Origin of the sequence: Calothrix sp. NIES-2098, from assembly GCF_963875125.1 — a bacterium.
Lineage (GTDB): Bacteria > Cyanobacteriota > Cyanobacteriia > Cyanobacteriales > Nostocaceae > Aulosira.
This window is the reverse complement of the sequence record NZ_CAWNKJ010000001.1, coordinates 3313263-3336613: the sequence shown is the minus strand read 5'-3', so window position 1 is coordinate 3336613 and position 23351 is coordinate 3313263. Positions and strand designations below refer to the sequence as shown.

General features: G+C 39.5%; 19 protein-coding genes. 12 read left to right on the top strand and 7 right to left on the bottom strand.

Annotated features, from left to right (window positions below):
- The first annotated feature begins 205 nt into the window (after positions 1–205).
- Both AACU33_RS13930 and AACU33_RS13925 read left to right on the top strand, forming a co-directional pair.
- Positions 206–1168 (top strand): trypsin-like serine peptidase, encoded by a 963-nt coding sequence (locus tag AACU33_RS13930; RefSeq protein WP_096589262.1) that lies wholly within the window; start codon positions 206–208, stop codon positions 1166–1168.
- 1033 nt (positions 1169–2201) lie between these two features.
- On the top strand, positions 2202–4550 hold the full coding sequence (locus AACU33_RS13925; protein WP_096589261.1) for an adenylate/guanylate cyclase domain-containing protein: 2349 nt from the start codon (positions 2202–2204) through the stop codon (positions 4548–4550).
- 65 nt (positions 4551–4615) lie between these two features.
- Here the strand turns inward: AACU33_RS13925 and pstB are convergent, their stop codons facing one another.
- The 4 genes from pstB to pstS form a co-directional block, all read right to left on the bottom strand.
- Entirely contained in the window at positions 4616–5395 is a 780-nt protein-coding gene (gene pstB, locus AACU33_RS13920; protein ID WP_096589260.1) for a phosphate ABC transporter ATP-binding protein PstB, read from the bottom strand.
- Positions 5396–5439: 44 nt separating this feature from the next.
- Positions 5440–6321, bottom strand: coding sequence for a phosphate ABC transporter permease PstA (pstA, locus tag AACU33_RS13915; protein ID WP_096589259.1), 882 nt, complete (start codon positions 6319–6321; stop codon positions 5440–5442).
- 42 nt (positions 6322–6363) lie between these two features.
- Positions 6364–7365, bottom strand: a complete 1002-nt coding sequence (gene pstC / locus AACU33_RS13910; RefSeq protein ID WP_096589258.1) for a phosphate ABC transporter permease subunit PstC — start codon at positions 7363–7365, stop codon at positions 6364–6366.
- Between the two features lie 123 nt (positions 7366–7488).
- A complete protein-coding gene (gene pstS, locus AACU33_RS13905; RefSeq protein WP_096589257.1) occupies positions 7489–8529 on the bottom strand; it encodes a phosphate ABC transporter substrate-binding protein PstS in 1041 nt (346 codons plus the stop codon).
- A 978-nt stretch (positions 8530–9507) separates the two neighbouring features.
- Between pstS and AACU33_RS13900 the strand changes: the two genes are divergently transcribed.
- From AACU33_RS13900 to AACU33_RS13890, 3 genes are all read left to right on the top strand, one after another.
- Positions 9508–10287 carry a phosphate ABC transporter ATP-binding protein gene (locus AACU33_RS13900; protein ID WP_096589256.1) on the top strand — a complete coding sequence of 260 codons (780 nt, stop codon included), beginning with the start codon at positions 9508–9510 and terminating at the stop codon, positions 10285–10287.
- Between the two features lie 177 nt (positions 10288–10464).
- Complete coding sequence (locus AACU33_RS13895; protein ID WP_339375996.1) at positions 10465–10608, top strand: hypothetical protein; 144 nt, start codon at positions 10465–10467, stop codon at positions 10606–10608.
- 35 nt (positions 10609–10643) lie between these two features.
- Positions 10644–11990, top strand: coding sequence for an IS110 family transposase (locus tag AACU33_RS13890; protein WP_339376501.1), 1347 nt, complete (start codon positions 10644–10646; stop codon positions 11988–11990).
- A gap of 232 nt (positions 11991–12222) precedes the next feature.
- Here the strand turns inward: AACU33_RS13890 and AACU33_RS13885 are convergent, their stop codons facing one another.
- Positions 12223–13080 carry an acyl-CoA desaturase gene (locus AACU33_RS13885; RefSeq protein ID WP_096589254.1) on the bottom strand — a complete coding sequence of 286 codons (858 nt, stop codon included), beginning with the start codon at positions 13078–13080 and terminating at the stop codon, positions 12223–12225.
- Positions 13081–13288: 208 nt separating this feature from the next.
- Between AACU33_RS13885 and AACU33_RS13880 the strand changes: the two genes are divergently transcribed.
- The 3 genes from AACU33_RS13880 (at position 13289) to AACU33_RS13870 (ending at position 16881) form a co-directional block, all read left to right on the top strand.
- Entirely contained in the window at positions 13289–14518 is a 1230-nt protein-coding gene (locus AACU33_RS13880) for a TetR family transcriptional regulator (protein WP_096589253.1), read from the top strand.
- Positions 14519–14697: 179 nt separating this feature from the next.
- Positions 14698–15738, top strand: a complete 1041-nt coding sequence (locus tag AACU33_RS13875) for a WD40 repeat domain-containing protein (protein ID WP_096589252.1) — start codon at positions 14698–14700, stop codon at positions 15736–15738.
- 213 nt (positions 15739–15951) lie between these two features.
- Entirely contained in the window at positions 15952–16881 is a 930-nt protein-coding gene (locus AACU33_RS13870) for a hypothetical protein (RefSeq protein WP_096589251.1), read from the top strand.
- Between the two features lie 1349 nt (positions 16882–18230).
- On the opposite strand, the gene AACU33_RS13865 is transcribed toward AACU33_RS13870, so the two are convergent.
- Entirely contained in the window at positions 18231–19136 is a 906-nt protein-coding gene (locus tag AACU33_RS13865; RefSeq protein ID WP_096589250.1) for a S66 peptidase family protein, read from the bottom strand.
- Positions 19137–19246: 110 nt separating this feature from the next.
- On the opposite strand from AACU33_RS13865, the gene AACU33_RS13860 reads away from it, so the two are divergent.
- Positions 19247–19690, top strand: a complete 444-nt coding sequence (locus AACU33_RS13860; RefSeq protein WP_445291756.1) for a DUF2141 domain-containing protein — start codon at positions 19247–19249, stop codon at positions 19688–19690.
- Positions 19691–19698: 8 nt separating this feature from the next.
- Here the strand turns inward: AACU33_RS13860 and AACU33_RS13855 are convergent, their stop codons facing one another.
- Positions 19699–20817, bottom strand: coding sequence for a peptidoglycan-binding protein (locus AACU33_RS13855; RefSeq protein WP_339375995.1), 1119 nt, complete (start codon positions 20815–20817; stop codon positions 19699–19701).
- Between the two features lie 507 nt (positions 20818–21324).
- Here AACU33_RS13855 and AACU33_RS13850 point away from each other — a divergent pair.
- The 3 genes from AACU33_RS13850 to pstC (AACU33_RS13840) are packed head-to-tail and all read left to right on the top strand — an operon-like array spanning position 21325 to position 23318.
- Positions 21325–21618: an ArsR/SmtB family transcription factor gene (locus AACU33_RS13850; RefSeq protein ID WP_096589247.1), complete on the top strand. Its 294-nt coding sequence runs from the start codon at positions 21325–21327 to the stop codon at positions 21616–21618.
- A gap of 7 nt (positions 21619–21625) precedes the next feature.
- Entirely contained in the window at positions 21626–22480 is an 855-nt protein-coding gene (locus AACU33_RS13845) for a phosphate ABC transporter substrate-binding protein (RefSeq protein ID WP_339375994.1), read from the top strand.
- Positions 22461–23318 (top strand): phosphate ABC transporter permease subunit PstC, encoded by an 858-nt coding sequence (gene pstC, locus AACU33_RS13840; RefSeq protein WP_339375993.1) that lies wholly within the window; start codon positions 22461–22463, stop codon positions 23316–23318. The genes AACU33_RS13845 and pstC (AACU33_RS13840) overlap by 20 nt, the downstream gene beginning before the upstream one ends.
- The last annotated feature ends 33 nt before the right edge of the window (positions 23319–23351 follow it).

Below are 23351 nucleotides of genomic sequence, written 5' to 3'. Positions count from 1 at the left end.
GAAACTTTCAAAAACCTGCATAAGCTCAGAATCGCTAGAGATATAGTAATTCATGCATAAAAATTAGGGAAATTCGGTGTTATTTATACACGGAATTAATGTATCTACCAACCGCCCTAGCTTTCAGCTGAAGCCTATTAGCTTCGTCTGGTACGTGAGACATCTTATGGGCAAAAAAATTTAATTTTTTTGGAGAAATAATCCCATGAATACAAAATCTATTTACAAGCAACCTTTCGCTCTTTTCTTTGCAGGAATTCTCAGTGCTGTAACCTTGGGTGGTTCGGTATCTGTGCAAGCACAAACAGAATCGCAGCCCACTTCACCACCTAAATTTAGTAAATTCCAAGCAGGTCAATTAAAATTACAAGGAAATGGGACACCATTCAAACCTTCTGAACTCAGACAGTCTGAAAAACCGACTGGAGGTAAGCGGGGAATTCCTGATGGTATAGACGATCGCACTCCTATGCTGAGTCGAGACTACCCTTGGTCAACTATTGGCCGAGTACAAGGAACAACAACTGATGCAAAAAGCTACCACTGTACTGGCACTTTAATTGCTGACGATATAGTTTTAACTAATTCCCACTGTGTTATCGATCCTGAAACTCATCAACTCAGCAAAAAAATTCAGTTTCTACCGAATGTTATCAATGGTGTTGTCAGCAATGAAAGAGATATAGCCACAGTAGAGCAAGTCATTTATGGTACAGACTTCACTCAAGACCGCATCGCTAATCAAACTAAAGACTGGGCAATTCTCAAAATTGATAAACCTCTGGGTCGAAAGTATGGTTATTTAGGATGGAAATCTCTTCCTGCTGCTGCACTAATTAAGAATAAGCAAAAATTATTTTTTGTCGGTTACTCTGGAGACTTTCCCGATCCAAATAAAAAAGGCTATGAGTATCTCAGTGCTGGACAAGGGTGGACTGCGGGATTTCAGGCTGGATGTAGTATTGTTCGAGAAGAGGACAACATCCTATTCCATGATTGTGATACCGCCGGTGGTTCTTCTGGCGGGCCGATTATTGGCTTGATTGATGGGCAACCATATATTGTTGCTCTTAACAATGCTGAAATTAAAAATACTAGAACCCATCAAGATATCATCAACCTAGCGGTTAAAATCTCCTTTTTAGATGAGTTAACGGGAAAAAATTAACGGGGCGTATGCAACTGGCACATATATATACTGGCATGGGAGTCAAGAGCAAATAGTCAAAGTTTTGAGACATTTGATGTCGAATAGCTTTAGCAGGCAAAATAGGACACGCAGCTTTAATTATTGAGTGGCTCCCTGATAAGTACTAACAGGTGTAGGTTATCCATCCAAAGGTGAATTAGGCTCTCGTATGAATGTAGGAATTAGGCTTTTTCTTCCTTGTCTCGTTTCTAGCGTTAACCTACACTTGTTAGATCCAAGTCTCTCTACAAATGAAGATGATAAATTTGTTACTAGTGTCATAAGACAGTTAGCAGGAAACTTAATCGCTTTTTATTTTTAGAGGCGACTAAGGGTATAGGACATTAAATATTACTTAATATATATGTTATTTATAATACTAATTTTATACTTATAAAAGTTACCCACTGTGTGGTATATATTTCTTAACAATCGCAATGTAGAGGATTTGTTTTCTGAGAGTTGGTTATGCTTTATGCTGGATACTTGTGCCCAAATTATTCCGACTTTTGGATGAGGCTAACTTATGTTAATTTGCCAGGTTTGAGATATTGAGTCTATGAGAGGTGAAGCAGAAATTTTTAACTGTAAAACATCAAAAAATATTTAATATATTTTAGAGAGTTAAGCCTCTAGCATCATAGCTAAAATCATAAGTTTACTTTGAAAAATTCTACTAACTCTAAAAATAGAGTTAACAAGATATATTTACCAAATATATAACTAGTCAATTAATATACAAATTTAGTTGCAGAATAGCTAAATAATCGGCATTACAATTTCATTAAGTCTTATGTATTTACCAAATATTTGGAAACAATAGCTTACAGAATTATCAGTGGTGCTGCTCTGTAAATAGTGAGAACTAAATCCTAAGTTTTGAGTCCTGAGTTCTCAGTAGATTAATGGGGTTATATAGTAATTATGATGATATCCTACTCTTCTCTACATTGCCCTAATTTCTGCTGAGTTCTCATGCAGTAACAACTTGAATGCTTATTCCCACACCACTATGAAATACCAGGTATTAGAGTGGATTTTTAATAAACCTTCATTCCCTCGTCAATTTGAACGGTTGGAACTGGATGAGAATTTACAGATATTAGATACTTCTGAGCAAGTACAAAGGTTTGCTGCTCAACCTGAAGAGGTAGCGATCGGAAAAGATGTGCGCCTTAGTTTTCCTGAATTTGTAGGGATTGAAGATGTTCTGGTATCTATCTTAAAAGGAGAACAAGAACTATTTGAAATAGCAGGAATTCGACGCAACTCAGAAGTACAAGCTGAGATATACATAAATATATATATTATTGGCGAACAAGTTAATTCATCTTGTAACAATAAATTAATTATTCTCATTGAAGAAGTAACTGAAAGGCTAGCTTTAGAACAGCAATTAACACAGAAATATCATGAGGCTAGTTTATTATCAAGTACTTTAATAGTATACAAAAACTACATGGAACAAGTTATCAATTCAATGGCAGATGCCTTATTGATAACAAGTAGTTCGGGAATTATAAAAAAAATTAATTTTGCTACAGAAAGATTATTTGGTTACAGCGAAGCAGAATTAATTGGACGATCAATTCTTTTAATAATTGATGATTATGTATTATGGCGAAATGCGCGGCAAAAAAATTTAGAGTCTCAGCAAAATTATGCTGATATAGAAGTAGTTTGTCGTACTAAAAAAAGAGAACAGTTGTTGATTGCTTTTTCTTATTCAGCAATTCACAACCATGTCGAGAATTTAGAAGATATTGTTTATCTTGGTAGAGATATTACTGCTCGCCAGCGCCGGGAGCAACGTATTTGCGCTCAGTATGCGATTACCCGCATTTTATCAGAATCCCAAAGCGTAAAACAGGCTATGCCAAAAATTTTGCAAGCCATTTGTCAAACTCTTGGATGGGATGTAGGAGAACTATGGACACCAAATCAATATATAACTACATTCGTGCAGCGAGATAGTAAGAATGTTGTGCTGAGATGTGTAGAAATTTGGTCAAGTAGACTAGTTTCGGTAAGAGAGTTTAAAGCAATTACTTGGCAGACAACCTATAACTCTGGTGTAGGTTTACCTGGGCGAATTTGGTCTAGACGATCGCCACTTTGGATTAAAGATATTGTAGATGACGATGACGTCCAGCGATCGCAACCAGCAGCCGCAGCAGAACTGCACGCTGCATTTGGCTTCCCGATTTTAGATGATACGGAAATTCTAGGGGTAATGGTCTTTTTGAGCAAAGAGGTACAGCAAAAAGATATAGATCTACTACAAATGATGGTTTCTATTGGTAGCCAAATTGCTCATTTTATTAAATGCAAACATACAGAAGCAGCTTTGATAGAGAGTGAAGAACGATATCGAGATTTATTAGAAAATGCTAATGACTTAATTCAGTCTGTTAATGTTTATGGGCGTTTTATATATGTCAATAAAGCATGGCAAAATACCTTAGGCTATAGTGCCGATGAAATTACCAAGATGAATCTTTTTGACATCATTCATCCAGATTTTCAACAACGCAGCCGACAAAGGTTTTATAACGTGATGTCAGGCGAAAAGCTGGAACAAATCCAAACGGCATTTATTACTAAAAATGGTCAAACAATTTTTCTAGAGGGAAATATTAATTGTAAGTTTGTCGAAGGTAAGCCAGTTGCCATTCGGGGAATTTTTCGTAATGTTACCCAGCGACTAATAGCAGAAGAAGCGCTGCGCCATCAACAAGAACAAACTAAACGTCTTTTGCAAAATATCTCGTCATCAGCTATCTCCCAACCTCCACAACAATTAGGTAGCGTAGCAAAAGACTTTGCTGAAGTGACAGTTTTATTTGCAGATATTGTCGGTTTGAACAAAATCGCCGCTTCGATTAGTGCAATGCAATTGGTAAGCTTACTCAATCCGATTTTTTCAGCTTTCGATCGCCTAAGCGAACGATATAGTCTCCAAAAAATTCAGAGTATTAACGAAGTTTACATGGTAATTGGCGGCTTACCCGTGCAACGATCGGATCGTGCTCAGGCGATCGCTCACATGGCCTTAGATATGCAAACTGCGATCGCCTTATTCAATAGCGAACATCACCAAGACTTTCACCTCCGTATCGGTATCCATAGCGGCCCCATTGTCGTAGGAATTATGGAAGTAGAAAAGTTTAATTATGACCGCTGGGGTGAAACGGTAAATCTTGCTAGCTGTATGGAATCTCAGGGAATTCCTGGACAAATTCAAGTTTCACAAAATACTTATGAGCATTTATGTCATGAATTTTTGTTAGAAAGGCGAGGTGAAATAGAAATTCCTGGAAGAGGAAAAATGACAACTTATCTATTGATTGGGCGCAAGTAAATCATCAAACAGATGCCATCAATTGAATATTCGGTTTTGCCTTCTACTAATCCAGTATCAACAAATTAACCGAAACGCCCAGAAACGTAGTCACGTGTACGAGAATCAAGAGGATCGCTAAAAATTCGCGTTGTATCACCAAATTCCACCATTTCACCGATCCGACTTTCATCAGTACTAAAAAAAGCTGTGAAATCGGAGACACGAGTAGCTTGCTGCATATTGTGAGTCACAATCACAATTGTCAATTCAGAGCGCAAACTATGGATCAGTTCTTCAACTTTCATGCTTGCAATTGGATCGAGGGCTGAACAAGGCTCATCCATCAGCAGCACTTTCGGCTTGACTGCTAAAGCACGAGCAATACAGAGTCGTTGTTGTTGACCACCAGAAAGCCCTAATGCTGATTTATTGAGTTTATTTTTTACCTCATCCCAAAGGGCAGCACCTTTCAAGGCAGATTCAACAATTTCATCTAGTTTTACTTTTGTATAATTGCCGACTATTCTCACACCGTAGGCAACATTTTCATAAATACTCATGGGGAAAGGATTCGGTTTTTGAAATACCATCCCTATTTGGCGACGTAGGCGATTTATATTCACACGCGAGTCATAAATATTCTGACCAAAGAAATCTACGCGCCCTTCAACTTTAACCCGACCTTCTAATTCACTAATCCGATTCAGAGATTTGATAAAAGTAGATTTACCACAACCACTAGGGCCAATAATTGCAGTTACTTGATTTTGGCAAATATCCATAGAAACGCCTGCAAGTGCTTTTGATGTGCCATAGTAAAAGTTAAGGTTTTTAACTTGGATAGCTGGAATTAATTTACTCATATCTGCCAAAGCCGTGAAACAACAATTACAACCTTTTAGTACTTTTAGCTATTTTTTCGCTTGCTCGTAAATAAGCGAGAGATCAAACTAAAACACAAAACTAAACCGAGTAGAACAACAGAAGTTGTCCAGACTAATTTATTTTTTTCGGGATCGGGGTCGTTATAAAGATTAAAAATTAATACTGGTAAGGACGCTGTAGGGCTGGTTAATCCTTCTGACCAATTGAGACTAAATAAAGCTGTAAAAATTAAGGGTGCTGTTTCACCAGCAGCACGAGCAATTGCTAATAAAACACCTGTAGTAATTCCCGGAATAGCCGCAGTTATAACTACGCGAAAAGTTGTTTGCAAACGAGTGCTTCCTAAAGCAGCAGCAGCAAGACGTTGAGAAGTAGGAACAAGTTTTAAAGCTTCTGCTGTAGTTAGTACGATAATCGGTAGCATAATTACAGCTAAGGCAAAGCCACCTGCGATCGCACTAAAGGATTTAGTCACCAAAACTATCACACCATAAGCAAAAACACCAACAATAATTGATGGCACACCTGTGAGAATAGTATTGATAAAACGTACAAAGCTGGCAATTGGATTACTTTGTCCAAATTCTGCCAATAATATTCCTGTCAATATTCCCGTGGGAAGGCTCAAAAGCGAACCAATTGTTACTACGGTCACTGTACCTAAAATGGCGTTACCAAAGCCATTATCAATGACTGCATTGACAAACATTTCTAATTTGAGTCCAGATAACCCACGTCTAAGAATTTCCCATAAAATTGATAATAACGGAATTAAAGCTAAACCCATAAATGCAAAGGCGATCGCATTCATTCCATAACTAAACAATAGACGTTTGATTGGCAGAGGACTGAGTAATTCTGTCGCTACAGATTCATCTATTTCTGAGTTTGGGTAACTAGTCATTTGTTGAAAAATTTTGATATTTAATTATTTCGATCGGGTAAGCTATTTATTTTTACTACCAACCCACTGCACCAATAGCCGAGCAGCAATATTAATTGCTAAAGTCAGCCCAAATAATATTAAACCCAAATAACTTAACGCTCCAATATGTAATCCTGGTGTCGCTTCAGCAAATTCATTTGCTAAAACTGAAGGGATGGTATAACCAGGAGCCAATAAGGAAGTACTTATTTGCGCAGAATTACCAATTACCATTGTGACAGCCATTGTTTCTCCTAAAGCTCTTCCCAAAGCCAACATAGCTGCACTTACAATTCCTGAAAATCCTGCGGGTAGTAACACGCGAAAAATAGTTTCCCAGCGAGTGCTACCTAAAGCCATAGAAGCACTACGTAATTCTTTAGGTGTAGCTAGTAAAACATCACGGGTAATTGCTGCCATTGTAGGTAGAATCATAATGGACAGAATAATGCCCGCAGTTAACATATTTGTGCCTGTAGGATCTTCGGTATTAAATAGTGGTATCCATTTAAAATTGCTGGCTAGCCACTTTTGTATGGGTTCCAAAACTGGAATAAAGACGAAAATACCCCATAAACCAATAATTACACTGGGAATTGCGGCGATTAATTCCACAATAAATGCTAGGGACGATTGTATTGATGGTGGTAAGAAATTTTCACTAGTAACTAAAGCAATTGCTATGCCTACTGGTACCGCAAGAAAAATCGCGATCGCACTACTTACAAGAGTGCCATAAATATAAGGTAGAGCACCAAAAAGATTATTGCCTGTATCCCAATCTTGACTCCACAAAAACCCTATTCCAAACTTTTCAATAGCTGGTTTGGCTTCTTGAAAAATTACCCAACTCATCCATAAAAGTACGATGACCGTAATTGCTGCAAAGATATAAACTAACCATGTGAATCCTTGGTTCAACCAAAATATTCTACCGCCAGCAGCTATTAAATTGATATTTTCATCAATCAAATGATGTGTATTTAATGAATTTTTATCGGCTGGTTCAGATGAATTAGACATTACTAATAATTAACCAAATTATTTTTATATTGCACAACTAAGCATGAAAATCAATGCTCTACTTTTAAGCAAGTAGAGCAGGCTATTTGCCTACCCTACTTGAAAAACAAGTAATATTTAAAATTACTTGACAGTGCTATTGACTGTTTGTAATACCCGATTTACCACATCAGATGGGATCTTTGTGTAGTTAAGGTCATCGTTATATTGTTGACCATCTTTTAGAACCCAATTAATCCACTTTTTAACAGCATTTGCTTTTGATGCGTTAGCATACTGTTTGTAAATCATCATCCAAGTCAAACCAACGATCGGATAACCGTCTGCTGGATCTCCTACAAACACGCGGTAGTTATCTGGAAAACTCACAGTTGCTAAAGCTGCGTTTGAACTTTGTAAAGAAGGAGCAACAAATTGTCCTTTTTTATTTTGCAAAAGTGCTGATTTGAGGTTGTTTTTTGTAGCGTAATCGTACTCTACATAGCCAATAGCGCCAGAAGTGCGAGCTACTAAAGCTGCTACACCTGGATTACCTTTACCTTTGAGAACATTTTTTAATGTCCAGTTGGGAGACTTGCTAACACCAATTCTGCCTTTGAAATAACCACTGATTGCACTTAAGTGGTTTGTAAAAATAAAGGTTGTACCGCTACCATCGGCACGAACAACAAATTTAATGGGTAGATTTGGTAAGTTTACAGCAGGGTTGTCAGCTTTAATTTTTGCATCATTCCAATTGGTAATTTGACCAGAAAAAATTGCTGGCAATGTAGAGCGTGATAATTTGAGATTGTTAACACCGGGAATATTGTAAACAACGGAAACAGCTCCCCCGGCTGTGGGTACTAAGATTACACCCTGCTTAACTTTAGCAATTTCACCATCTGTCATTGCGGCATCACTACCACCAAAATCAACGGTTCCAGCAATGACTTGATTAATACCGCCACCGCTACCAATTGCTTGATAGTTAATACTCAAATCTGGATGGCTTTTTTTTACTTCACGAGCATATCGTTCATATAAAGGAGCTGGAAAAGTTGCTCCTGCACCGTTAAGAGTTTCAGCTTGAGCGATCGCTGTCAACATAGGACTAACTGCAACAGCAGCTGTTACTACTGAAGTAGTAACTACACGATTCCAAAGAGTAGTTGTTAAACTCATTAATGACCTCGTATTTAAGGAATAGTTTCCTGCTGTAATCACAGCCTTTAATTAACCACTTTCTTTATCGCTCAAGATAATTTAACACCTGATAAATAACAAGTTAATAAAAGTTTAAGATCGAATTTTATGGCAAAACTTTATCAATAATTTTTTCTTCTTGAAAATAATTATTATCAAATCTAAAATATTCTTTTATTAATCTCAAAACTAAACTTGTATTTGCAATCTTAAATAAGGATAATTTTAGATTTGCTGTAACTTTGAAAAGGTCAGATTGCTAAAAAATAAATTTCTGTACAAGGATTTGATTTCATCCCTTTGCAAACTTCTTAAAGATGTTAATATAAGCAGACTTTCCAAATTACGTCCAATATTTTAACTCACTAGTACAGTGCAGCATAATTTAAGCTAGCATCTATACAATAGGTAAAGACCTTATAGCATAAGTGTGCTTGCTTCTGAATTTTGAATTTTGACTTGCGGCTTTTGCCTTTTTGTACTATTCAGTTTATCTTGCTTCCGACTACTGGTACTAGTCTTGTATCCAAAATTAGGGTGCGCTCAAATTTAGCTGCCAACTCTAGCACCCATAAACATCTAATTATACCAGCATTTCCTCCAAGCATCTAGCTTGTCTTAAGTGCTAGCGAACATATTACTTAGCTGTTCGCTACCTGAAATTTGATGCACTCAGGTAATATAAAAGTTAACTAGTGGTTATATGGAGGATAACTTGTAATAACAAGTAAAATAATTGTTGTTAATAGCTTGATTGTTGAAAAGTTCAAATCTAAATATCGGAGTATCTATTGAATGATTTTTAGCAGACTCTACTGTTAAGAATATTTAGTTTCTACGCTTAATTTTACAAATACTTTACAAATAGTAACCGCATAAAAGAGTAGAAATAACTGCATAGCGCCAAAAATTTTGATTGTTCTGTGAACTGACGTTTGAACTCACGTATTTGTGACCATGAGTAAATTAGTCCCAGCCATAAAAGTTAGCAATTTTAGTTTTTATTACGACAACAAAAAGATACTTGAAGATATATCAATAGATATTTACCAAGACAAATTAACGGCAATTATTGGCCCTAGTGGTTGTGGTAAATCTACTTTTATCAAATCTTTAAATCGGATGAGCGAGCTAGAAGGAGAAGTAAAGGTAGAAGGTAGAGTCGAATTTTTTAATCAGAATATTTATGAGCGTCGTGTTAATTTAAATCGGGTACGCCGCCAAATCAGCATGGTATTTTCCAAGCCAAATCTTTTTCCTATGAGTGTTTATGATAATGTTGCTTATGGGGTAAAGCTTGTAGGCTGGCGTCCAAAAGCTGAATTAGATGAAATTATCGAATTTGCTATAAAAAATGCCAATCTCTGGGATGAAGTAAAAAATAAACTGCACAAATCAGCTTTGGAACTTTCTGGCGGACAACAACAAAGACTCTGTATTGCTCGTGCTTTAGCCGTCAAGCCAAAAGTCTTGTTGATGGATGAACCTTGTTTTGGCCTCGATCCCATCGCTAGTATGAAGATTGAGGAGTTAATTCAAAGTTTACGTTCTCATTTAACAATTGTGCTTGTTAGTCACAATATGCGCCAAGTTACTCGCTTATCAGATTTCACGGCTTTTTTTCACAACAATGAAAATCGAATTGGCAGCTTGATTGAATTTGGTACTACCAATAAAATATTTACTAATCCCTTAGATTGCCGCACCCGCGACTACGTTTTACCGCGGCTGAATTAATTGAATTTTTCTCTAATCTTCAAGATGTAAGCGCCCAAGGGGCGCGATTACACGCCCGCAATAAATGAAAGAAACACAGTTAACAAGAGTTTTAATACTAATAACTTATACACTAAAAAAGTATCATGACAGTCAAAGCCGTTATTACACTGGTACAGTATTCGTCCGAATGTAAGCGTGGTTCTGGGTGTTGTTGGCAATGGTATTGGTGAAGTAGTTAAAGCTACTATCCCGTTTAGGAGATTAGATTTACTTGCCCACCCAGGCATGGTACACCCAATTAAAATCAGCGATGCAATCAATGCTGCCCTTGTCGCATGAGCAACTACAAAAAGCCAAAAAAACAAGATTTGGAGATGAATTTACTATCCCAAATCAACCCAAATGCCGCAGGAATAGATATTGGTGCTGATAGGCATTGGGTAAGTGTGCCTAAGGGGAGAGATGAGGACAATATACGCAGTTTTGCTTGTTTTACTGCCGACCTCTATGCAATGGCAGAATGGTTAAAGCAGTGCCAAATTGAAACCGTAGCAATGGAATCGACAGGGGTTTATTGGATACCTGTATTCCAGATTTTGGAAAGTCGAGGTTTTGACGTTAAACTCGTCAATGCTCACTATGTTAAAACTGTACCTGGTCGGAAAACTGATGTATTAGATTGTCAGTGGCTACAACAATTACATACTTACGGTTTACTATCCGGCTCATTCCGTCCCGAAGACCAAATATGTAAGCTTCGCAGTTACATACGTCAAAGGGATAATCTGATTAAAAGTGCCTGCATCCATGTACAAAGGATGCAAAAAGCGTTAACACAGATGAATATACAATTACATCGAGTCATCAGCGATATTACAGGCACTACTGGCTTGAGCATAATTAGAGAAATTGTATCTGGGGAACGAAACCCAGTGAAATTAGCAAGTTTGAAGGATGGGCGTATTAAAGCCAGCTTAGAAGAAATAGCTGCTTCTTTAACTGGAGACTATCGTTCAGAATTAGTTTTTATCCTTGAGCAAGAATTAGAACTTTACGAGTTTTATCAAGCTCAAATCCAGAAGTGCGATACCCAAATTGAGCAATGTTTGGCTTCATTTACTGATAAAGTTGATGTGGAAAAAAAGCCTTTAGCTAAACCCAAGCGTCGGGGTAAAAAGCAACCAGGTAATGCACCACAGTTTGATTTACGTACACATTTATATCGCATCAGTGGTGTCGATTTTACTGCTGTTGATGGTTTGGGTGCTTTAACTGTACTGGTACTGCTTTCTGAAGTTGGTTTAGATCCAAATCGCTTTCCTACTGTTAAGCACTTTACTTCTTGGTTAGGTCTATGTCCTGGTAGTCGTGTTACTGGCGGTAAAGTTAAAAGTTCCAAAACTCGCCCTGTTGCCAGTCGTGCTGCGACTGCTTTTCGCATGGCGGCACAAACTCTATGTCGCAGTCATTCTGCTTTAGGTGCATATTACCGTCGTATGCAATCACGGATGGGCGCTCCCAAGGCAATTACTGCTACCGCTCATAAACTGGCACGTATTTTTTATCGCCTTTGGACATCTGGCGAGCACTATACTGACCCTGGCATTGATGCTTACGAGCAACAGTATCAAGACCGGATACTTAAAAACCTCAAGAGAAAAGCTCAAGCTTTTGGCTTAGAACTCATCCCTATTTCCAACGCTACGGAATGTGTTTCTTAGGAGTGAAGAGTTGGCTCAAGCAGATAATCTCCATTTCAAATTGAAACCGCAGAAAGCAGGGTGAGGAGGATTTTACAATAGCTGTGGGAATTATAACTATTTGCAAGGCGATCGCACTAGCTTAGACAATCTTTGCTTTGCAGCAGCAAGTATGGCTTGCATGGTATGAAATAATTTAACCCACAGATTTTACTCTGTGGGCTTGGTAGATACACACTAATCTAGTAAAAAATTATCCTTGACTCGCACTCCTAGAGGGAGGCATAATCACTTTTTTAGCTAAACCTAAGGTTTTCAGAGCATTAATGCTCCACCAAGTAATATCAATTTCCCACCAAGAAAATCCTGATTTGGCGACATGGGGATAAGTATGATGGTTGTTGTGCCATCCTTCTCCATAAGTAACAATAGATACCCACCAAAGATTACGTGAGTCGTCAGTTGCATCAAAGGAACGATAGCCCCATTTGTGTGTGGCTGAGTTCACAAACCAAGTGGAGTGCCAAAGTAATACTGCTCTCAGAAAAATTCCGTAGATGACAAAAGACCAACCGCCTAAGGCATATAACAATAGACCAAAGGGGATTTGCAACAGCACGAAGTACTTATCCAACCAACGGTAATATGGTTGACGCGCTAAATCTGGTGCATATTTTGCATAAATTTCGTAATCAAAAAATTCCGCACGGGGGTAGAAAATCCATAACATATGACTCCACCAAAACCCCCGTTTGGCAGAGTAGGGATCTAAATTGACATCTTCAGTATGGGCGTGATGCTGGCGGTGTCCGCCAATCCAAAAAATCGGCCCGCCTTGGAGAGCTAAAGCACCAATAAAGGCGATCGCATATTCTAACCACTTCGGTACTTGGAAGCTTTTATGACTCAGTAGTCGGTGATATCCCAAACAAATCCCAATGCTTCCGAATAACCAGTGTAAAAACAGCAGTAAACCTAATGCTGACCAAGAGAAAAACCAAGGAGCGAGAAGAGCTAAAGCATGAAATGTACCGAAAAATACTACATTCGTCCAACTGAGGCGGAGTGACGTTCCTCGCTCAGGGGCGAACGCCAGAAATTTTGCAGTCATAAAAATTCCTGTTGATGAATAATAAAGCGATCTGCTTTTTACCGGATGTACTCTTGCATTGGGTGTATTTGGCTATTGCGCTTCACAACCTACAAGGAATTTACCCGTTCTGTATAAGTTGGCTACAGTAAAGTAGAGCAAGTATCACTTACATTTGTTATCCTAACAACTCTGCCCTTTATATGCAAGTACCACTTGCATCGCTTTTATGGCATCTTCCACCCATTCAGCTCGTCAACGCCTGATTCAAGCAGCACTGGAACTATTTACTGCTCAAGGAGTCAGCGGCACTACAACCCGCCAAATTGCAGAAAGGGCAGAAGTCAATGAAGTCACTCTATTTCGGCATTTTGGCAACAAGCATGGACTGCTTTTAGCTGTTTTAGAAGAATCGGCGGCCTTCAAAAATTTAGGTGAGTCCTTGATTAGACGAGCCAGCCCACCTGGTAGCGTCTACCAAGCTCTGAAAGATTATGCAAGTGATAGCTTACTTGCACTAGAGCGCGTACCAGAGTTTGTGAGATCTGTTGTGGGAGAAGCCGATCAATACCCTGCGGAAAACCGTCGTGCTTTGGGAAGGGGTTTAACAGAAGCTAACCGCTATGTAGCCCAATATTTAGCTACGGTAATTCAGCAGGGACATTTAAATACCTATCTACCGGCAGAAAAATTAGCCAGTTTGCTGAATGGGATGCTGTTAGGATACGCTGTCATCGAATTTACGAGCGAATTTCACGAACTTTGGGAAGATAGAGATGATTTTCTCGAAAATTTAGTCGAATTGTTTTTACGGGGTGCGATGTCACCTTCCCCAGAATCAGCAATCAATAATTCATCAGAAAACGATCGCAGTATAGAGGTAGCTGATTTACCTGCTGCTTTAGTCCACGAAATTCTGCGACAAGCTAGGAGATTGGGGCTGCAAGATTATGCTTTGGCATATATATTATTTGGTGCTGGCTTATGCGCCACTGAAATAGTAAACTTGCAGCGATCGCACCAAATTTATGACGAACAAGGGCACTTTTTGCAAATTACGACTCCCGGATTAGTTCGCCAAGTACCTGTAAATCAGTGGATTTTGGGCAAACAGTATGGCTCTTATACTAACAATCCTTTAATCAAATGGTTGAAGAGTCGCAAAGATAACCAACTCGCGATGTTTCTCAACCCAGCCGGAGAACCAATCTCCGAGTCAGAAATTCAAAATCATTGGGAAAGTTGGACTCAGGGAATGTTAACACCCCAAGGAAAACCACCAGCGATTGCCCAAGCACAACATACCTGGCGTGTAGAAATGTTGATGCGAGGTATTAGCTTAGAGAATTTGAGCATCCTCACTGGTTGCGATCGCGCTCAATTACAACCTTATGCTCGCAGATCTAGAGAAAAAGCGGCCTTAGAGCAAGCTACCCGTTTAGACCATAAACCGACATAATATAAATTCAAAATTCAAAATTGAGAAATACTTAGATGTCAGATTGCATGAAGTAACAGATGCAATCTTATGAATGAAATTCATTGGCTTAAAAGGCCGAGAAACTGAGTTTTGACTTTTCCGATTTTTGCAATCAGTTTGATGAAGTTTATCTATAATATCGGATTTATTTCGCTCAAATGAAACCGCAAACTGTTATCTGGAAAGCCTTTACCGCAGTAACTTTGACATTATCTACCCTTGGTAGTGCTATCAATATAATTCCTGCTACAGCTGAACCTACTCTCAAAACCCAGCAACATAATCAGCTAATCCTTACCTTATCTGGGCATACAGCACCAGTTCGCACTATCGCCCTCAGCAATGATGGACAGATTTTAGCCAGTAGCGGTGATGATAATACAATCAAATTGTGGAATCCCAAAACTGGGCAGTTACTCCGCACTTTGACTGGACATAAAGACACGATTAAATCTGTTACTATTACACCCGATGGACAGGTTGTAGCCTCTTCGAGTGCTGATAAAACAATTAAGCTGTGGAACGTGAAGACTGGACAGTTAATCCGCACCTTGACTGGACATAAAAATCAGGTGACATCGCTGGCGATTAGCCCAGATGGCAAAATTTTGGTATCGAACAGTTATGACAAAACAATTAAGCTATGGAATCCTAAAACTGGGCAATTAATTCGTACTTTAAACCCAGGCAAAATTTCTACTGCTCTTACTATTAGTCCCGATAGTAAAACTCTATTTAGTGGGATTGAAAATGGCAAAGTTCAGTTATGGAATCTCAGCACAGGAAAACTGTTGCGAACCTTGATTCCGCCACCACAAGCCAATGTCGTTGCTCTTGCTGTCACCCCTGATGGGAAAACCCTGCTTCATGGTGGTTACGACGATAGCCATGAATCAATCCAAGAAACAGATCGCAAAAATATGAAGGTTTGGGATTTGAAAACAGGGAAATTAACTCAAAACTACTCTGCAAGCCTTGGTAGTGTTTATACTATTGCGATCGCTCCCGATGGTAATACTTTCGCTATTGGTAGTTTAGGACGCGATATTCAATTATTTAACTTAAAAACTGGAAAATTAGTTAATAAGTTAAGCGGTCATGGTGGTGGGATTTATGCTTTAGCTTTTAGCAAAGATGGAAAAACCCTCATTAGTGGTAGCGGTGACAAGTCAATTAAAGTTTGGCGAATTGCACCATAGGGGCTTCGCGGGATAGGAGTGTGGGGAGTGTGGGAAGTGTGGGGAGAGATAACTAACCATTGACCCTTGACTCTGGACTTTGCGCTATTGACAAAGGACAAATGACAAATGCCCGATACACCATTTTAATTTTGTGATAATTTGCGATCGCGTCGGAATTATTTAGCTAACGCATTGGATTCTATATGTGATGTCATTTACAGAGGTACTGAGATGCCTACCGATTACGTTCTCTTTGTTCATGGAGTCAAAGTTCACGACCAAAAGGAATTTGAGAGGTTATCTAATATCTTGCTGAATCGCATTCGAGATTCGATCGCCGATAAGTCTAGAGTTGTGACGCCAATTTTCTTTTTCTGGGGAGATCTCAACTTAGCAGCACAAAGGGAATTAGTCGCAGGGTTAAAAGCATCACCCAAGTGGAACGATTTTTGGTTTAGAGATTTTCGGACAGAACAAATTCTTGAATTTGTAGGCGATGCAGCGCTTTACTTGAGTCGTCACGTTGGCACACAGGTGGTACAACGATTTCAAGAGAAGGCTTTGGGTACGTTAAAAGGTGGTAATACTAGCGATCGCCTACATATAATTACCCATAGTTGGGGTACTGTCATTCTATTTGACATTCTCTTCGCTCGTCGCTGGGAAGATCCGATACTGGATGCTAGCGTTCGTGAAAGTGTCAAACAACTCCGTAATACTCTTTTTGGCATCGATCCCAATCCTCAGACGGGAATTCCTATAGCTAGTATCCAAACTATGGGTTCACCATTAGCACTGTTTAGTTTGCTGAATATTAGCGGCAACATCAACGGAGTCAGTACCCACGATCTCACTCCCGAACTCAGCAATTTTTTGCAAAAGTTACATACATTAAGACAAAAGCCACTTCCTTGGCGGAATTTCGCTCATCCTGGCGATCCGATAGCTTACCCGCTGGAAGGATTAAAGCAGATGCTTTTCGATAGCAGCACCAGCTATGTAGATCTACAAGATGTTATTACCGACCAAGGTAATATCTTCAACCGTCCTTTTAACCAAAAATTAATTCCATTGTTATGGGGTGGCGAAGCACATGGAAGCTATTGGGATAATCAATTGGTTGGTAAAACCATTAGTGAAGTGATTCGTACATCGGTTTAATAAAATATTACAGTGGCGTTAATGCCACTGTAAGATCGCATTTGATATTATCTTTGGCAAGTTATTTGTGATATGCAATCGTAACTTCTCAACCCGCCTTTGAACTTCAGTTTTAGGTGAGTATTAACTAAATTTCATAACAAGAACTATATGCAAACATCGAGAGGCTCAGATACCCAACTTCTTTAATCATAACTCATTTATGAATGCTATAGCTCATAGGTGTTTTTAGTTCAATTTGTTAGCCCGCTAAGATAAAAATCTAAAACCAATCTAAATAAATTTATCATTAAGTTATTAGGTAACGCTGATTACAGTCATTATCTAACTTTATCTTTTATTAGTAAATTAAGCTTGCAACTAATACCCTTAGGAAAATGCTTTGATTTGGAACTTCATAGCTTTTATAGCTAGTCTAATTTTTAGTATTGCAGCAGCAATTTGGCTCGAATCTTTAGTCAAAGCATTGAACGTACCTACATTTATAACTTTAAGTGTAGCTATTTTTGGTAGTTATATATTAATAATGCTGAGTATAATTCTGAATCTTATTTCTAAATATTGGAGATCCAAGTGAATCTGAGAAAAAGTTTTTTAGTAGAGTAAAATTTCACAAACTGCCCTAAATGAAAATGTCACTCCAAGGAGTTTTTGAAGTGACCTCAAGCCCTAAGATGATGTATTACACACAAAATTATTATGCGGGCAATACTAGTATTATTTGTTCTACCAAAAGAAAGTTACTTTTAACTTTCAGATCTATCAAAAGTAGTAAATGAAATACCCAAACCTATTACGCTGTTGCTATAGTTTCTACATCCAGATCAGTAGCTTTGAATTTTGACGCTTTGCGTACATATCTAAAACAAAATCCCCACATGATAAGTGGGGAAGGTGAACCAAAGGCGTTCTGATAGTACAATTGTATTAAATAAATTTGAATACGTCATCTGATTTTTAGTAAAAGTTCTGACTTTTCCATAACTTGCTATAAAGGTCTGGCTTTTGTGATGAAAAAGCCCCTAACCAGCACAATGCTGAAAGGGGATAAGGGAGTAATTGAAGTGGTTACTACTAATCTTTAGGTAAAGCCAGAGATAAAGGTACCGCTGGCTTGTATCAAATAACCGAAACATTAGAGGGTAGAAGCACTGACAACTTACATTACCTTAGCATTAAAAATTACAGATAGCAGATATTGTAAATAACGATATTAAGTAAGTCGGTGAGAAAAAATAAATTATGTAAAGAAAAGTAAAATCTCTGTATTTGGCTCGTAGTCGCGCTTTAGCGCTAAAGCGCGACTACAAACAAGTGATGATTATTTGCACCGACTTACTTATCCGAATTCATACAATCTGTAATGTTCCCTGGTCTGCATCTAAAGTTACCTCTACACCTACGGGTAAAGCTGCATTGCAACTATCGTGACCAAAAGGTAGTTCAGCAACTACGGGAATACCCAAATCACCTAAGCGATCGCGCAAAACTTCTTCTACCCTAAAACTAGGGACATTTGGTGGTGCTTCACATCCAGTAAAACCCCCTAAAGCAATCCCCTTGACTTGGGACAAATCTCCACTTAGCCGCCACTGAGTTAGCATTCTGTCAATGCGGTATGGTGCTTCTGACACATCCTCAAATGCCAAAATTACCCCAGCAAAATCAGGTTTAAAAAGCGTACCTAAAAGATGAGTTGCCACTGTAAGATTGCCTGGTAATAAAATTCCCGTAGCCACACCACCACCCCAACCATTACCTTTTAAAGCATCAATAGAGCGACCTTCAACCCAATTAAACAATCGCTCACGCGACCAATCTGGCTCATTAGCAAGTGTAGTTAACACAGGGCCGTGAACGCTAGAAATCCCTACATTGTAAAGACTCCACAACAGCGCAGTAATATCTGAAAAACCTATGAGCCATTTGGGATTACCAGTTTGCGATAGTTCAGTTTGCCAATGCCAATCTTCGAGAACGCGGGTGCTACCGAAACCGCCTCTAGCACAGAGGATACCCCGGCAATTTGGATCTTGCCATGCGGCTGCCAGCTGTTGGCGACGATTTTCATCTTTCCCAGCTAGATATCCCCATTTCTCATTGATGGCGGGCGGAATTTCTACTTTGTAGCCGCGCGATCGCCAAATTTCTATACTCTGGTAGAAAGTCTCAAATTCTCGCAAAGCACCACTAGGAGCAATTACTCGCAGTAAATCGCCAGGCTTGAGAGGTAGGGGTAAGATTTTAGGTTGCATAAATTATCTACTAGTAATAAAAATTACTGCCTTTAAGGTGCTAACAATGTAATGTAAGGATCGAGCTTTTGTTTATTTTTATATTCAATGGAAATTTTATGCGCCAAAGAATGAAAGTTAGTTTACTACTACTAGTATCTGTAGGAAATTTGGTATGGTTCTCCAGCGCCAAGGCAAATTTTAATGGCAGCCTCACTGTAGAAATTGATGGATTCAAAAATAAACAAGGGCAAGTCTGTGCGAGTATCTTTGATAAGAGCCAAGGTTTTCCCAACAATCGCGATCGCGTCATCCAAAGGCAGTGTACCAAGATTACTGACATTCCTGTAAAGCTCACCTTTGAAAATTTGCCAGCAGGTAGTTATGCTGTTGCTGCCATGCACGATGTTAATGAAGACTTAAAACTCAATCGCAATAGTCTAGGTATGCCCACTGAAGGCTTTGGGTTTTCCAAAAATCCTGAAGTTCGCACTAGTGCGCCCAAATTTGGCGATGCTGCAATTATCTTGGCAGGCCCAAATACTAGCATCCAAATACATTTGAAATATTTATGAGTCAAGAGTCAATTATTATTTCTCCCTTGTCTCCCTTGTCTCCCTTGTCCTCCCTCATCCCCCTGCTCCCTGCTCCCCTGCCCTTCTTTGGGCAGACTCTCTGGCTGTGATACTACGCGGATGCGATTAATCTGATTTAGAGCATACCTGGCTGTTGACTGCACTTCTGGATCTGGGTCTTCTAAGGCGTGGCGTAGCATCTGGCTAATTTGGGACATCATATCGTAAACGCGAGTTAGGTCGCGGATGGCATTTTGCCTTACCTTTGGGCTTTCATTTTGAATGGAGATTGCTAAAGCACGGTTCATTGGTTTTAAGGTGCGGATGCTGATTTCACCTAAAGCTGCCAAAATCAAGCTGTGTTCTTGAGAATCTGCATTCATCATCAGTTCTACTAAAGGCTGAATTGCCCGCGAATCTCCTTGTTGACCTAAATCCCAAATAGCCTTGTGTCGTTTCGTAGGATCGGAACTGGATAAGTCTTTAATCAATTCGTCAACTATATTGACTTTCGCCAGACGGGAAGTTTTTTCTGGTGGTAACAGTTTGGGAGTAACAGATGGTGTGACTGGTGGGGAATTCGTCACATCTGGGTTAGCGTTTGACTCTGGTAATGATAGTGCGATGGAGTCTGGCTTGGCTTCAGTCTCGATGTCACTATCTAAATTTTCTACATATTGCGATCGCTTGGACTGACCGAACCATCTAATACAGTAAATGACTGCGCCAATACTTCCTAAAATTCCCAATCCCAATAGTGACCACCAAAGGATACTCTGTTTGGTTGATTTGGTTTTTATACTGGGTTTGGTAGTAGGTACAGCAGCAGTAGTAAATGTTTTTTTTGCGGCAATGGCTGCTTGCAGGCTTTCTTGCGTCGTGCTGCCAACAATACCGTCTGCTAGCAAACCCTGAGCTTTTTGAAATTTAGCTACAGCTGTTTGCGTAGTTTCTTTGTATTCCCCATCAACCACACCATTAAAATATCCCAACTGTTTTAATTGGGTTTGCAGAGTTTGTACATCTGCTCCTGTACTACCTGGTCTGAGAGTAGTACTGGCTTGTGCCAAGATGAAAAATTTTGGGTTGAGATCGGGTATCGCTGGTTTCGCAGGACTCTGGTACAAACCCAGACAGATAAAACAGGTCAAGATAGGGACTGAGGAGTGGCATAGCCTCATATTACTAGTTTTGAGCAACGGGTACTTTTGAATTATTCGCTACCACGATAACTTCAACTGGTCTAAAAGTTAACTTTTATTGTGACAAAAAATTGCGTTCCCCGCAGCGGTTGCCGTAGGCATCGCATTCTGATACCAAATTTCAATTAAAGATAGTCTCTGTCATTGCGACCGGAACGCAGTTGAGGAAAGCAATCTCATTAATTCTGAGGTACTACAACAGACTGCAACTGAGTATGAGCAGCATGAAACAGAATGGGAGATAGCGAAATCTTCCCATAGCACGGATTCGTAGCGGCGTTTTCCCCACTTATGCAGATCGAGATTAAGCTTTGGTTACAAAAAGTTTAAGCCGAGTCAACAAGTGTAACGATCGGAACGCTTAATTGATAAATGAAATTTCATATGAATGATAATTAATACCTACACAGATAAATCTTCATCAGAGGAGTCATGAGCAGAATACAGGAGTTTGACTGCGTAGAGAGGCTGAAAGTCTTGGCAGATGAAACCCGTCTAGCCGTGTTAAAAATCCTCATGCATAGTCCTATGCAGGTAGGGGAGATGAACAAGATTCTCGGTTTAGAACAAAGTCTGCTTTCTCATCATTTACAAGTTCTGCGTCGGGCAAAATTTGTAGTTCGGGAACGCAATGGTAAAGCATTTCTCTACCGTCTAGCTCCGGAAGTGGAAGTCACTACGGGTAGTGCGCTGAACCTTGGCTGTTGTGTCCTCTCTTTTAATTAAAAAGTTAATGAAAAGTTCAGCAATTATCGTTAGTTTAGCTATGGGATTGGCAACTTGCTTGTATTTACAAGGTTGTTCTTCACCTCAGCAAACTACAAATAACAATGTCAGCAAGCCTCAAACCAAACTAGTACTAACTGGCTCCAGTACTGTGGCACCATTAGCAGCAGAAATTGGTAAACGCTTTGAATCTAGTCATCCAGGTGTACGAATTGATGTACAATCGGGAGGCTCTTCCCGTGGTATTACTGATGCTCGTCAGGGCGTAGCAGATGTTGGTATGGTTTCTCGTGCCTTGAAGCCGGACGAAAAAGATTTAAAGGCATTCACAATTGCCCGTGATGGAGTTACGGTGATTCTGCATAAAGATAATCCCGTGAAATCTCTAACAGATAAGCAGGTTGTAGATATCTATACTGGCAAAGTCACCAACTGGCAGCAGGTGGGAGGTAAAACCGGAACTATTACCGTTGTGAATAAAGCTGAAGGGCGTTCTACTCTGGAATTGTTTACCCACTACTTCAAGCTAAAAAACACCGATATTAAAGCGCAAGTGGTAATTGGTGATAACGAGCAAGGAATCAAGACTGTAGCCGGAAACCCCAACGCTATTGGCTATGTTTCTATCGGTTCGGCAGAAAATAGCGAGGCCAATAAAGTACCTATCAAGCTGTTACCAGTCAACGGTATAGCTGCAACAACTGCCAATGTACAGAATAATACCTTTCCCATTGCTCGTCCGTTGAACTTGGTAACAAAAACCCAACCCCAAGGGCTAGCAAAAGAATTCATTGATTATGCACAATCACAACAGGTAAGCGACATTGTTAAACAGCAAAACTTTGTCCTCGTCTCGAAATAGCGACCTGTGGTTAATTTGGATACTGCGGGTATCAGGATTGATGGCAGGTGCGATCGCACTTTTAATTATTTTCTTTTTGATTGTTGAATCTCTACCAGTTCTTCAACACGTTGGTATTACTCGCTTTTTTAGCGACTCCTCGTGGAACCCAACTGCTGGATTTTATAACCTGATACCGATGTTGTGGGGAACACTGCTAGCAATGTTTGGTTCAGTACTAATTGCTACTCCTATCGGCATTCTCTCCGCAGTCTTTTGTCAATTTTACGCCCCACCGACATTAGCTAAAATCTACCGCCGCTTAATTGAATTACTAGCAGGAATTCCTTCTGTAGTCTATGGCTTTTGGGGATTAGTAGTATTAGTTCCCTTAATTGGGAAATTGCATCCACCAGGGCCTAGCCTATTAGCTGGGATAGCCATACTCACAATCATGATTTTACCGACAATCGCATTGGTAGCCGATGCCAGTTTGGCGAAAGTCCCCTTATCTTACCATCAGGGAGCCGCAGCTTTAGGATTATCTCGCTGGGCGACTATCAGTAATGTCATATTTCCGGCTGCCAAATCGGGATTATTCACAGGAATGATTTTAGAAACAGGTCGTGCAATTGGCGAAACAATGGCAATTTTGATGGTGTGCGGTAATGTAGTACAAATTCCTAAATCTCTGTTTGACCCGATTCGTACCCTTACAGCTAACATTGCCTTAGAAATGGCATACGCCACAGGAGATCACCGTTCTGCACTCTTTGTTAGCGGTTTAGTTTTGATGGGGCTGATTGTATTTTTGGTTGCTGTTGCTGAAGTTATCAGTCAGGGAAAGATTTATGAGTGAAGGGAAGGAAGATGCGGGACAAGGGAGTGTGGG

Coding starts and splice junctions, on each gene's coding strand:
- AACU33_RS13860 (WP_445291756.1), top strand. CDS start 19,247: ATGAAAGTTAGTTTACTACTACTAGTATCTGTAGGAAATTTGGTATGG.
- AACU33_RS13925 (WP_096589261.1), top strand. CDS start 2,202: ATGAAATACCAGGTATTAGAGTGGATTTTTAATAAACCTTCATTCCCT.
- AACU33_RS13930 (WP_096589262.1), top strand. CDS start 206: ATGAATACAAAATCTATTTACAAGCAACCTTTCGCTCTTTTCTTTGCA.
- AACU33_RS13875 (WP_096589252.1), top strand. CDS start 14,698: ATGAAACCGCAAACTGTTATCTGGAAAGCCTTTACCGCAGTAACTTTG.
- AACU33_RS13880 (WP_096589253.1), top strand. CDS start 13,289: ATGGCATCTTCCACCCATTCAGCTCGTCAACGCCTGATTCAAGCAGCA.
- AACU33_RS13845 (WP_339375994.1), top strand. CDS start 21,626: ATGAAAAGTTCAGCAATTATCGTTAGTTTAGCTATGGGATTGGCAACT.
- pstB (WP_096589260.1), bottom strand. CDS start 5,395: ATGAGTAAATTAATTCCAGCTATCCAAGTTAAAAACCTTAACTTTTAC.
- AACU33_RS13865 (WP_096589250.1), bottom strand. CDS start 19,136: ATGCAACCTAAAATCTTACCCCTACCTCTCAAGCCTGGCGATTTACTG.
- pstC (WP_096589258.1), bottom strand. CDS start 7,365: ATGTCTAATTCATCTGAACCAGCCGATAAAAATTCATTAAATACACAT.
- pstS (WP_096589257.1), bottom strand. CDS start 8,529: ATGAGTTTAACAACTACTCTTTGGAATCGTGTAGTTACTACTTCAGTA.
- pstA (WP_096589259.1), bottom strand. CDS start 6,321: ATGACTAGTTACCCAAACTCAGAAATAGATGAATCTGTAGCGACAGAA.
- AACU33_RS13890 (WP_339376501.1), top strand. CDS start 10,644: ATGAATTTACTATCCCAAATCAACCCAAATGCCGCAGGAATAGATATT.
- AACU33_RS13900 (WP_096589256.1), top strand. CDS start 9,508: ATGAGTAAATTAGTCCCAGCCATAAAAGTTAGCAATTTTAGTTTTTAT.
- AACU33_RS13870 (WP_096589251.1), top strand. CDS start 15,952: ATGCCTACCGATTACGTTCTCTTTGTTCATGGAGTCAAAGTTCACGAC.
- AACU33_RS13885 (WP_096589254.1), bottom strand. CDS start 13,080: ATGACTGCAAAATTTCTGGCGTTCGCCCCTGAGCGAGGAACGTCACTC.
- AACU33_RS13850 (WP_096589247.1), top strand. CDS start 21,325: ATGAGCAGAATACAGGAGTTTGACTGCGTAGAGAGGCTGAAAGTCTTG.